The 12,578-nt window shown below is 44.3% G+C and carries 11 protein-coding genes; 8 read left to right on the top strand and 3 right to left on the bottom strand.

What is annotated here, in order from left to right; all coding sequences use genetic code 11:
- Positions 1–485 precede the first annotated feature (485 nt).
- From BN1234_RS16595 to BN1234_RS16575, 5 genes are all read left to right on the top strand, one after another.
- Positions 486–1,439 carry an ABC transporter permease gene (locus tag BN1234_RS16595; protein WP_054957779.1) on the top strand — a complete coding sequence of 318 codons (954 nt, stop codon included), beginning with the start codon at positions 486–488 and terminating at the stop codon, positions 1,437–1,439.
- Positions 1,429–2,373, top strand: coding sequence for an iron chelate uptake ABC transporter family permease subunit (locus BN1234_RS16590; RefSeq protein ID WP_054957778.1), 945 nt, complete (start codon positions 1,429–1,431; stop codon positions 2,371–2,373). Before BN1234_RS16595 ends, BN1234_RS16590 begins: the two co-directional genes overlap by 11 nt.
- Complete coding sequence (locus BN1234_RS16585; RefSeq protein ID WP_054957777.1) at positions 2,370–3,128, top strand: iron ABC transporter ATP-binding protein; 759 nt, start codon at positions 2,370–2,372, stop codon at positions 3,126–3,128. The genes BN1234_RS16590 and BN1234_RS16585 overlap by 4 nt, the downstream gene beginning before the upstream one ends.
- 182 nt (positions 3,129–3,310) lie before the next feature.
- Positions 3,311–4,270, top strand: a complete 960-nt coding sequence (locus tag BN1234_RS16580) for a siderophore ABC transporter substrate-binding protein (RefSeq protein WP_054957776.1) — start codon at positions 3,311–3,313, stop codon at positions 4,268–4,270.
- A 124-nt stretch (positions 4,271–4,394) separates the two neighbouring features.
- Complete coding sequence (locus tag BN1234_RS16575) at positions 4,395–5,819, top strand: NAD-dependent succinate-semialdehyde dehydrogenase (protein ID WP_054957775.1); 1,425 nt, start codon at positions 4,395–4,397, stop codon at positions 5,817–5,819.
- 104 nt (positions 5,820–5,923) lie between these two features.
- On the opposite strand, the gene BN1234_RS16570 is transcribed toward BN1234_RS16575, so the two are convergent.
- From BN1234_RS16570 to BN1234_RS16560, 3 genes are all read right to left on the bottom strand, one after another.
- Positions 5,924–6,760: a carbohydrate ABC transporter permease gene (locus tag BN1234_RS16570; protein ID WP_054957774.1), complete on the bottom strand. Its 837-nt coding sequence runs from the start codon at positions 6,758–6,760 to the stop codon at positions 5,924–5,926.
- A 19-nt stretch (positions 6,761–6,779) separates the two neighbouring features.
- On the bottom strand, positions 6,780–7,688 hold the full coding sequence (locus BN1234_RS16565) for a carbohydrate ABC transporter permease (RefSeq protein ID WP_054957780.1): 909 nt from the start codon (positions 7,686–7,688) through the stop codon (positions 6,780–6,782).
- 72 nt (positions 7,689–7,760) lie between these two features.
- The gene (locus BN1234_RS16560) at positions 7,761–9,011 is read right to left on the bottom strand and encodes an ABC transporter substrate-binding protein (RefSeq protein ID WP_054957773.1); all 1,251 of its coding nucleotides are present in this window, start codon (positions 9,009–9,011) and stop codon (positions 7,761–7,763) included.
- Between the two features lie 427 nt (positions 9,012–9,438).
- Here BN1234_RS16560 and BN1234_RS16555 point away from each other — a divergent pair, with 427 nt between their 5' ends.
- The 3 genes from BN1234_RS16555 to glpK form a co-directional block, all read left to right on the top strand.
- The gene (locus tag BN1234_RS16555) at positions 9,439–10,650 is read left to right on the top strand and encodes an ROK family transcriptional regulator (RefSeq protein WP_156337247.1); all 1,212 of its coding nucleotides are present in this window, start codon (positions 9,439–9,441) and stop codon (positions 10,648–10,650) included.
- A gap of 53 nt (positions 10,651–10,703) precedes the next feature.
- Positions 10,704–11,270, top strand: coding sequence for a glycerol-3-phosphate responsive antiterminator (locus BN1234_RS16550; protein ID WP_054957771.1), 567 nt, complete (start codon positions 10,704–10,706; stop codon positions 11,268–11,270).
- 84 nt (positions 11,271–11,354) lie between these two features.
- A partial coding sequence (gene glpK, locus BN1234_RS16545) for a glycerol kinase GlpK (RefSeq protein WP_054957770.1) occupies positions 11,355–12,578 on the top strand: 1,224 nt, incomplete at its 3' end.

Here is a 12,578-nt window from a genome sequence, read left to right as displayed (position 1 = left end):
GACATTTTTAACTACCTCCTGAAATTTTATGGTTTTGCATTTCACCTGATATAGAGCTTCTGTATAAATGTGATTATGCACAGGTGACGGGTATGAGAGATATTAATCATCTGCAATATAAAGAATACCTCAAAACTTACTAAAAGTAACGTGTGGTAAATGTGTAAGTATCTTAGTATATTACAGAATGGGTTGTCAAGTGTAATTAATCGATTTAGGCAATGTCTAAACAGCATATCTAAATAAATTTATGAGCATTTTGTGAGCTTCAGATGGATGAAACCTTAAGTTGTGAACAAACAATGAACAAAATGAACTTTTATAAAAAATTTAATTGATTTTAATTCTCAATTATACTTGATGGGTTGAGAATGGGATGATATAATTCATTACAGATCGCAAATGATAATCAATCTCATTGAGAATGATGTTAGTAGTTAGATCGGAACTTACCAGTATGGCATAACGGCATAGAAGGAAGAGATATGAAGAAAAGATATTTGTTCACAGCAGTTGTGGTGTTATCCCTCATATCCTTATTCATTGGAGTGAAGGACATTTCGCCGCTCGACCTGTTCAGCATGACAGAGCAGCAGCAGCATATCATGCTAGTCAGTCGTGTACCGAGACTTATCAGCTTAATTCTAGCCGGGGTTAGTATGAGTATTTGCGGCTTGATCATGCAGCAGCTTAGCCGGAATAAATTCGTATCACCGACCACAGCAGGAACAATGGATTCCGCGCGGCTTGGGATTCTGGTTTCAATGTTGGTATTCTCTACGACGGGACCGCTGATCAAGATGCTGGTTGCATTTCTCTTTGCTTTTGCCGGTACGCTTGTTTTTATGAAGATACTGGACAAAATCAAATTCAAAGACGCGGTTTTCATTCCGCTCGTTGGATTGATGTTCGGTAACATTATCAGCTCGATCGCCACGTTTTTTGCCTATAAATATGATCTGATTCAGAACATGTCAGCTTGGCTGCAAGGTGACTTCTCGATGATTATCAAAGGGCAATATGAACTGATGTACATAAGTGTCCCACTGGTCATTCTGGCCTACCTGTTCGCCAATAAATTTACAGTGGCCGGTATGGGTGAGGAGTTCGCTACGAATCTGGGGTTAAAGTACCGGAGAGTGGTAAACATCGGTTTGATCATTGTGGCTCTCGTAACCGCTTCAGTCGTACTAACTGTAGGCATGATACCTTTTCTTGGACTTATCATTCCCAATATTGTTAGTCTTTACTTAGGAGACCACTTGAAAAAAAGCCTTTCGCATACCGCATTGCTCGGGGCCGCATTTGTACTGTTCTGCGACATTATCGGCCGCATTATTATCTATCCCTACGAAATTCCGATTAGCTTAACCGTGGGTGTGATCGGAAGCGGTATATTCATTTACTTACTGATGAGGAGAAAGGCAAATGACTTATAAAGCCAAGACCGGCCTGTTGGCCGCGGTGGCGCTTGTCCTGATCGCTCTCTTCCTGTTTATAGATCTGGGAGGCAGCTGGGATTATGCGTTTCCGAGAAGGATCAAGAAGGTGCTCGCCATCGCCTTGACAGGCGGTGCAATCGCATTATCTACCACGGTGTTTCAAACAATCACTAACAACAGGATTTTGACCCCAAGTGTTATGGGTCTCGATTCCTTATATGTCTTAATCCAGACCTTTGTCGTATTCGCATTTGGCTCATTTACAATTTATGAGCTTGGTAATATAAATTTTTTGATCAACGTTGGCGGCATGATTCTCTTCTCCGGAGTTTTATATAAAATTCTGTTTCGAAGGGAAGGCAACAGTATTTATTTTCTTCTGCTGGTCGGCATGATTTTCGGTTCACTGTTCTCAAGTATGTCTTCATTTATGGAGGTACTGATTGATCCGAATGAATTCCAGTTTGTTTCAGACAAAATGTTCGCCAGCTTCAACAATGTAAAAACTGAGCTGTTACTTATCTCTTTTATCGCAGTAATGATTACCTTAATTTATTTCTTTAGATTCTTTAAGTATCTGAATGTTCTGGCCCTGGGACGCGAGCATGCGATCAATCTGGGCGTGAATTACGATTATGTTGTAAAAAGATTGCTCATTGTCGTGGCCGTTCTGATCTCGGTAGCTACAGCGCTTGTGGGACCCATTACATTTCTTGGATTACTTGTCGTAAATGTTTCGTACGAATTCTTAAAAACATACCGTCATTCCTACTTAATCATCGGCTCGGTTCTGATCAGCATCATTGCTCTGGTCGGAGGACAGCTAATTGTTGAACGAGTGTTCAACTTCTCAACTACGCTCAGTGTCATCATTAACTTTGTTGGTGGAGTTTACTTCATCTATCTGCTATTAAAGGAGAGTAAATCATGATCCAGGTTTCTAATGTATCGAAGGCTTACAACGGCAAAAAAGTCGTGGATAATGTATCAGTTACGATACCTAAAGGTAAGATTACTTCATTTATTGGACCGAACGGAGCCGGTAAGAGCAGCCTTTTGTCCATGGTCAGCAGACTTGTAACAAAAGACAGCGGGGAGATCATGATTGAAGGCAAGGAAGTAAGTGAATGGAAGAGCGGCGATTTGGCCAAGAAGATTTCAATCCTCAAACAGTCAAATCATATCAGCCTTCGGCTGACGGTGAGAGAGCTGGTTTCCTTTGGACGGTTTCCTTATTCCCAAGGAAGATTAACGGCTGAGGATAATAAGTATGTTGATGAAGCGATCCGTTATATGGAGCTTGAAGACATGGAGGACAAATACCTGCACCAGCTTAGTGGCGGTCAGACACAGCGGGCTTACATTGCAATGGTTATCGCACAGAACACTGAATATATCCTGCTCGATGAGCCGCTGAACAACCTGGATATGAAACATTCCGTTCAGATTATGAAAATCCTCAGAAAACTGGTAGAAGATCTGAATAAGACGATTGTTATCGTCATTCACGATATCAATTTTGCATCATGCTATTCCGATTATATCATCGCTATGAAGAACGGTAAGATTGAGAACGAGGGTAAGACGGATACAATCATCCAAAGCAATGTTCTCCGAAGCATTTATGATATGGATATTGAGATCGAAGAGATTAACGATAATAAGATTTGCGTTTATTACGCTTAACAATTCAGGATAACAGCATCCGGGATAAGGTGAGTAATAACCTAATCTTATCCCGGATGTTTAATAGATGATCTGCTTGAGTAATGTGAAGCGGAAGGATACTCTATGGCTTATAAATGTTAAACATTTACTATTTTTATAAAATTTATCATATAAATAAATATACTATAGGAGTGAAAGTAATGAAAAAAGTATTCACGCTATTTATGGTTGCCATATTTACACTGGTTCTTGCAGCCTGCGGATCAGACGAGAACAAGAACTCGGCGTCAGGCAATGGGGCAGAAGCTGCTGGTGATCAAATCACCATCAAGCACCAGCTTGGTGAGACATCAATTAAGAAGAACCCGGAAAAAGTGATTGTATTTGACTTTGGTATACTAGACTCCATGGATAAGCTTGGCGTTGAAGTGACAGGTGTTCCTCAGGAAAACATTCCTCCGTATCTTTCCAAGTTCGAGGATGCTAAATACGAGAACGTAGGCAGCTTGAAAGAGCCTGACTTTGAAAAAATCAATAAAATCAAACCGGATTTAATTATTATTTCCGGCAGACAAAGCGAAGCTTACAAAGAGCTCTCAAGTATTGCACCTACTATTTTCATGGGTGTGGATACAGCGAAATATATGGATTCTTTCCAAGAAAACATGAATACTCTGGGTCAAATCTTCGGTAAAGAAGATCAAGTGAAAGAAGAGTTGGCAGCTATAGAGAAAGAGATTACAGCTCTGAATGAAAAAGTTAAAGCAACAGGCAAGAATGCTCTAATCATTCTAGCGAACGAAGGAAAGATTAGCGCGTATGGTCCGGGTTCCCGCTTTGGTATTCTGCATGATGTCTTTGGCTTTACAGCTGTAGACCCTGGTATTGAAGTAAGCACGCACGGTAAAGATATTTCGAGTGAATACATTGTTGAGAAAAACCCGGATTATCTGTTCGTTGTTGACCGCGGAGCTGCCGTGGCAACAGGCGGTGCGGAATCCGGAGCTAAAGCAGTCGTGGAGAATGAGCTCGTTAAGACAACGAATGCATATAAGGATGGTAACATCGTTTATCTGGACCCTAACTACTGGTACCTTTCCGGCGGTGGATTGACCTCTGTCTCTGAAATGGTCAAAGAGGTTAGTGCCGGCATAAAATAATAGCTTGTGAATTTACAGCACCGGTGCCTCAAGAAAGAGGTACCGGTGTTTGGGCTATTTATGCAGCTGGTTATTGATAGAGGTAGGCATTAATAGCACGATATTCAGGCAGGAGGTTATTGTAATGAACCCTAATCAACTTTACATAGGTGGACAATGGATATCCACTTCAGAGCAGATTGAAGTCACGAATCCGGCAACCGGGGAAGTCATTGGAACCGTATCCAAGGGAAGCCGTATTGAGGCTGAGCAAGCGGTAGATGCGGCAAGTAAAGCTTTTGAACCTTGGTCCAAGTTAACAGCAAATGAGCGGGGCGATCTGCTGCGGCGCTGGTATGATTTGATTGCTGAGAACACAGATGAATTGGCGAGGACTATGACGCTTGAGCAGGGTAAGCCGCTGAAAGAAGCGGCAGGAGAGATCAGGTATGCGAACAGTTTTGTCGGCTGGTATGCTGAAGAGGGAAAGAGGATTTATGGGGAGACCATCCCGGCATCTTCCTCAAATAAGCGGATTCTGGTGACAAAGCAGGCGGTGGGGGTGGTAGCAGCGATTACACCATGGAATTTTCCTGCTTCTATGATTACCAGAAAAGTTGCTCCCGCTCTGGCTGCCGGATGTACGATTGTAATTAAACCTTCGCGTGAAACGCCTTTTACTGCGCTTAAGCTGGTGGAACTGGCCGAGAAGGCAGGGTTTCCTGCAGGGGTAATTAATATTGTTATGGGTAATTCAAGTGAAATAGCCGAGGTATGGCAGCAGGACAGTCGGGTAAGAAAATTATCCTTCACCGGCTCAACGGCTATAGGTAAGAAACTGATGGTTGGAGCAGCCGAAAATGTGAAGAAAATATCACTTGAACTGGGCGGTCATGCCCCATTAATCGTAACGGCTAACGCAGACTTGGATAAGGCTGCCGAAGGAGTCATCCTGTCCAAATTCCGTAATGCCGGACAGACCTGTGTATGCACGAACCGAATTTATGTAGAGGAATCCGTTGCATCTGCTTTTGCGGAAAAGGTCGCTGACTTGACCAAAAAACTTCAGGTAGGTAACGGAATGGATCAGGGTGTCGATATCGGACCTCTTATTAATGCTGAGGCAGCTGAAAAAGTGAGAAATCAGATTGAGGATGCAAAAGATAAAGGCGGTATTCTTCTAACGGGTGATAAACCGGCGACAGAGAGGGAGGGGCAATTTGTACAGCCTACGGTTATCATGCATGCAACGGATGATATGCTGTGCATGAACGAAGAGACCTTTGGGCCACTTGCTCCAATCTCTGTATTCCGTACAATCGAGGAAGCTATACAACGGGCAAATAACAGTCCTTATGGTCTGGCAGCCTATGTATTCACGGAGCATATTGGTGAAGCTGTACAGATTGCAGAAGCACTGGAATACGGTATCGTTGGTGTGAATGATCCTTTACCTTCTACCGCCCAGGCACCGTTTGGCGGGTTTAAAGAGAGTGGACTTGGCAGAGAAGGCGGACGCTATGGAATAGAGGAGTTTCTGGAAATCAAGTATATCTCCCTTGGGTTATAGCAGAATTAAAGCATGGTTACGGACCTAGCTGACTATTACTGAAGGAATATAGAAGCCGTTCAGGATTGATCCTGAACGGCTTTTTAGGCTATTTATTCATGAGGTTATCCCTTAATTCCATTCATAGCAATTCCCTCGATGAAATAACGCTGCAAGAAAATAAATAAAATGATAATAGGCATAATCGCCATGACAGCACCAGCCATCAGTAGAGGATAGTCGGTAGAATGCTGTCCCTGAAAGCTTGAAATACCAATGGAAAGCACTCGCATCTCTTCAGAGCTTGTCATAATCAGAGGCCAGAGCAAATCATTCCAGGATGCCAGGATTGTAAAGATGGCTAATGAAACCAGCGCAGCCTTCGATAGTGGAAGATAGATATTCCAGTATATCCGGAAATAGCTGCAGCCATCGATTTTAGCAGCTTCTTCGAGATCCTTGGGCAGAGTCATGAAGAATTGTCTGAGCAGAAACGTACCAAAGGCACTGAAGATGCCGGGTACTATGAGTACATAGAAGGTATCGAGCCAGTTTAGCTCACGCATGATGACAAAGCTTGGAATCATGACAACTTGGGATGGTACCATCAATACCGCTAACAGTGCGAGAAAAATGATATTTTTAAATGGGAAATTCAAGCAGGCAAAGGCATAGGCGGCAAGAGAACAGAGAATCAGCTGACCGCCTGTACGACCAAGGGTGACGAGTATCGTATTCCAATAATAAACGCCGAAATCAATCGTTTGAATGACACGTATATAGTTATCGAAATGCCACTGAGCAGGAATCCACGTCGGAGGGACCGACATGGATTCAGCAAAGGATTTAACAGATGTGGATAGCATCCATAAAAACGGCATGATCATTATAATAGCACCGACAGCTAACAGAATATGAACCGCCAGACGGCGGGTGTTTCCTGACTCTATTGAAGATTTCAAGAGGGTACCCTCCTTCTGGTTATTGGTAATGAACCCACCTTTTTTGGAAATACATCTGGAACATCGTGATGATTAGAATAACGATAAACAACATAAAGGCTTGGGCTGATGCATATCCCATATTGAAATATTTGAATCCGTCCTCCCAGATGCTGTACACAACGGTTCGCGTAGAATCGAGCAGTGTTGTCTGCTGGTCCATCATGATGAAGATCAAGTCAAATACCTGAAATGAATTGATAAAGGACATGACGAGTACAAAGAACAGACTTGGCGTCAGAAGAGGGAGCGTAATCCGGAAGAACTTATACATCGGTCCTGCGCCGTCCAGTGAAGCGGCTTCATAATAACTGCTGGATATTCCCTGCAGGCCGGACAATAGAATAACTGCGTTGTAACCAATGCTGCTCCAGACGCTTACAATAACGATCGAGAAGAGGGCGAATTTGTCATCAAAAAGCCAGTTGGGCTGCGGTAAATGCATCATACCGAGCACGTAATTGATCAGACCGAATTCCGAATTGTAAAGCCATTTCCATACCATACCGACAGCGATCGGCATGGTTATAACGGGGATAAAAAATAGCGTTCGATATACAACCATACCCTTGATTTTTTGATTGAGAAGCACCGCTAGCAGCGTAGCAAAAGCAATGGATAACGGTACCGTTCCGAAGGTGTAGAGCATGGTATTGAGCATGGAGCCTGTGAATTTTTCGTCCTTCATCAGATTTTGAAAGTTCTCGATACCGATGAAGCTTGGGGCTGTCATGCCATCCCATGAGGTAAAGGATAAGAACAGGGAAGCGGCAGAGGGAGCCATGTAGAATATACCCAGTCCTAATACAACAGGCAGAATGAAGAGGTAGCCCCATAGCGCTTCCATTCGGGTAAGCCTGGATGTCTTTCGTTTTCGTTTCACCAGCATTTCCGGGTATTTATTTTTCTTTAACGAGAGCTCATTCACGGGACGCACCGTCCTTTCTTGATGCTGATCAGATTATTTTTGTTCCGTTTCAAGAATGGAGTTCATTTTATCTGCAGCATTCTTAAGCGCCTCTTCAAATGATTTCTTACCGAGGAAGGCGGCTTGAATCTCCTTGATTTCAGCATCCTGCCATTCAGCAGTTTTCTCGGAAACGGGGTATGGAACCGCAAATTCGAGACTGTCAACGAATACTTGTAGATCGAGTGAAGGAATAGACTTGAGCCAGCCTTCCTCGGCACCTTTATATGCCGGAATACTGAACCCGGATTTGGCTAAAAGTTCAGCACCTTCTTTACCGGACAGAATTTGAATCAGATCCCAAGCCTCTTGCTCAACCTTGGTTTTGCCATTGATCGCCCAGCTTATTCCGTGAGTAATTGAGGCTTTTTGCTTGCCTGCCGGGAGCTCGGCCACACCGAGCTTGTCGCCCAGCAGCTTGTGAAGTTCAGGGGCATTAACGGAAATGGCGGGATACATGCCGACCTTACCAGAACCGAATAACTGACGCGGCCTGGTCTCCAGCTGCTGCTGTGCATTCGGGGAATACCCTTTGTCGATCATGCTCTTTTCCCACTGAAATGCAGCCAAGGCTTCAGGAGTATTAAATCCGGACGATGTCTTATCCTCAGAAATGACAAATCCGCCAGCTTGATGAATGAAATTGTAATAACCGGTCTGGTTATCGATTGGAGCAATAAATCCGTAGATGCCGTTTGTCTTATCTGTGAGCTTCGCTGCATTGGCTTCAAGGGTTTCCCAGGTCCAGGTGTCATCCGGATAAGCCACACCCGCTTTATCGAATATTTCCTTATTATAAAAAAGTCCGATTGAATCCAGGAAATACGGAAGACTATAAAGATTCCCCTTGTATGTATACAAATCTACGAGTGCATCCGTGTACTCAGAGGTATCCATGCCGCTCTGATCAATGAGTGGCTTTAGATCCTTGATTAGTCCGGAAGAAGCATAGGAATGAAAGTTAGGCCCGTTCATCCAGAACACATCTGGGCCGCTGTTGCCTGCCAGGCTCGTTCTGAGCTTGGTCCAATAGTCAGCCCATGGAGTGTATGTAACCTTAACCTCGACATCAGGGTGTTTTTGGTTATAAAGCTTGATTGATTCGTTCAATGTTTCCCTTACATTTTCATCCCACAAGGCGACATTGATTACCTTTTTGCCACCTCCATTATCGGAAGATCCCCCTCCACACGCGGCTAAAAGTGAAGTGAATAAGAACATAACCGTTATTAGAATTTTTTTCATCAAGTATGCCTCCTAATTCATGTTTAATTTAATGAGATCAACCAACTTTATGAGTTCAGTTGCTCTGGTGAATGGTGTAATCGAAAGACCCCCTCAAAATTTGAATTAAAATGACTAGTTATTCCATTGATAAAAATAAGTTGATAGGATGAAGGTACATCCATTCATGGATAACTATGCCATCTCTTGCGATAGATTATATAATTCCTCTTGATTAATTTCAAGTAAGCGGTTACAAATAATAATAATTATAGTTTTGATCAATTTTCAGGAGAATGAAGGAGAAATTACAGGGATAACAGATCTTCTCTTATTTTAGTTATTGGAATAAGTAGATCAATGCTTGCAAAAAGCATTTAAAAGTCTAAATATGGAATATATCAATGAATGACGTTCGTAAACTAGGAGAATGGAAGGTTGGAGCTTATTGAAAAAAATACGGAAAGGTGATTTAAAGCTCATACAGGAACATAACCGAACCATGGTGCTTAACAAAATACGGACGGAGGGGCCAATCTCGAGAATTGAGCTTGCCAAGTCGAATCATATCAGCCCCTCAACAGTGGCATCCGCTGTACAGGAGTTAATCAAGGAAGGATATGTGTCTGAGATTGGCACCGGGATTTCCAGTGGGGGGAGAAAGCCTGTCCTGCTCAAATTCAATCCGAACCATCAATACTTGTTCGCTGTAGCTGTTACAAACTCACTGGTTATCCTGGCACAGATGAATCTGGAGGGAAGCGTGCATCGAAAAAGCACGCATCCGATTTCTGGACTGCAAGGTGATGCACTCGTTGATCTGCTGCTTGAGTTAATGGATTCATTCATCGGAGAGCCTGATGATCCTCACAGATGTATTGGAATATCGGTTACCGTGCCTGGAATTGTTGATGATAAACAAGGCATTGTTTATTATAACTCAAAGCTTCGTATGTCCAATGTGCCGCTCAAACAGATGCTCGAGGACAGGTATGGCCTTAAGACATGGCTGGAGAACGATATGAACGCCGTTGTGCTGGCCGAAAGAAGGTTCGGTAATTACCCTTATTCCGATTTAATCTATATTTCTATCGGTGATGGTCTCGGGTCAGGTATTCTGATAAATGATCGTATTATGCGCGGTGTTCATGGTGGTGCCGGGGAGTTCGGCCATACCAGTGTAACCCTTAACGGCATACGCTGTGAATGTGGGAACGTGGGCTGTCTCGACAGCTATATTAGCTGGATAGCCGTGTATTCGCGAATATTAACCGCAATAACAACAGGACGACCGACAGTTATCAGTAAGCTCATTGGTGGAGATTACGGAAAGATCGTTCCGGCGGTCTATCTGGAAGCCCTGAGACAGGGGGATCGGCTGGCTCAGGGCATTAACGAAGAGGTGGCTGAGTATCTGGGGGCAGGCATTGTTAATTTGATCAATTTGTTTAACCCTAGGGCACTTATTCTTGGCGGAGAGATGGCGATTGGCAATGCCGAGCTGCTGAGCAAGGTTCAGGCATATATTGAAAAGCATGCAATGATGATCGTCAAGGATGAGCTTGTATTTGGTCAATCATCCCTTGGTGAACATGATAAGCTTATGGGTGCAGCCGCTATATTGCTCCAGGATGTTTTGGGTTTTTCGATAACGGATTAACCGGGGAAGCTGGGCGGTATTGGTGATTTGACATGAATAGAGGAGTGGAGCGGATGGGCTTTCACGGCCAGAAAATACTTCCTGCTGCGAAGCAGATGAAACAGCTCGATAAAATTCTAGATAGCACATATCAATACGGAGTATTGCTGGATACGCATATTGCCCGTCTTGGGCCGATGTACCGGCTGATTCGGGAAACCGAGAAAAAGATGTTCCTCCATGCGGATTTGATTCAGGGACTAAAGAATGATGAATATGCTGCTGAATACTTGTGTCAGGAGATCCGCCCGGACGGATTGATCTCAACCCGATCGAGCGTGATTCTGAAGGCCAAGCAGAGAGGGATCGTTGCCATACAGCGTTTATTTCTCCTGGATACGCTTGCTCTTGAGAAGAACTACGCGCTGCTTGAGAAGACAAGGCCCGATTATATCGAGGTGCTTCCGGGCGCAATGCCGCATATGATTGAAGAGGTGCACAAGCGCACAGGCATTCCGATTTTTGCGGGGGGACTCATTCGGACACCCTTGCAGGTGGAAGAGGCTATTTCAGCAGGTGCCATGGCTGTGACGACATCGAGTCAGGATTTATTCCAGCATTACTTACCTGGACGTCTATAGGGGGATAGCAGTACTATCTCATATTGACATGCTATTCAAGAGACCGTATCTTTTTCTATGAAATAACCGGAGAGGGGAATTAGAATGGAACGATACATATTGGCCCTGGATCAAGGCACAACGAGTTCAAGGGCAATTCTATTTAATCAAGACGGTGAAATGGTTTATTCAGCTCAAAAAGAGTTCCCTCAGTATTTCCCCAAACCTGGCTGGGTCGAGCAAAATGCAAATGAAATATGGGGGTCCATTCTCGCAGTTATCGCTACCTGCTTGTCTGAAGCAGAGGTGAAAACGGAACAGATTGCCGGCATCGGCATCACGAATCAGCGGGAGACCACGGTCGTGTGGGATCGCAAGACCGGCGTACCGGTCTACCATGCGATTGTATGGCAATCGCGTCAGACTGCATCCATCTGTGAGCAGTTGATCGCGGATGGCCATGATCAGAAAGTTCGCGAAAAAACGGGCCTGCTCGTTGACCCTTATTTTTCCGGTACCAAGATCAAATGGATTCTGGATCATGTAGACGGTGCGCGGGATCGTGCTGAGCGGGGAGAATTATTATTCGGTACCATCGATACCTGGCTCATCTGGAAGCTGTCCGGAGGCGGGGCTCATGTTACGGATTATTCCAATGCTTCGCGTACGATGCTGTTTAACATTCATGACCTGAAGTGGGATGAAGAATTGCTCGAAATACTTGATATTCCGGCAAATATGTTACCTGAGGTCAGACCTTCTTCTGAGATTTATGCAAATACAGTTACCTATCATTTCTTCGGCCGGGAAGTACCGATTGCAGGAGCAGCTGGGGATCAGCAGGCAGCTTTGTTCGGCCAGACCTGCTTCAAAGAAGGTATGGTGAAGACGACATACGGAACAGGCAGCTTTATGCTAATGAACACAGGAGATCAGCCTGTAATGTCTGAGCATGGACTAATTACAACGATTGCCTGGGGACTGGGTGGAAAGGTGCAATACGCGCTTGAAGGCAGTGTGTTTGTAGCAGGATCAGCGATCCAGTGGCTCCGCGACGGACTGCGCATGTTCCGCGAGGCGAAGGATAGTGAGCCTTATGCACGCCGGGTCGAATCCACCGAAGGTGTGTACGTTGTTCCAGCCTTTGTCGGGCTTGGAAGCCCATACTGGAACAGCGATGTCAGGGGTGCGGTGTTTGGACTAACCCGAGGGACAACGAAAGAGCATTTTATTCGGGCAACGTTAGAATCTTTGGCTTATCAGACCCGGGATGTGCTTTCTGTCATGGAAGAGGATTCAGGGTACAAGATCGAATCGCTTCGTGTAGAT

It is taken from the genome of Paenibacillus dakarensis, assembly GCF_001373415.1.
GTDB lineage: Bacteria > Bacillota > Bacilli > Paenibacillales > Paenibacillaceae > Paenibacillus_AQ > Paenibacillus_AQ dakarensis.
The sequence above is the reverse complement of the archived record's forward strand: the minus strand, read 5'-3'. Positions and strand labels throughout refer to the sequence as shown.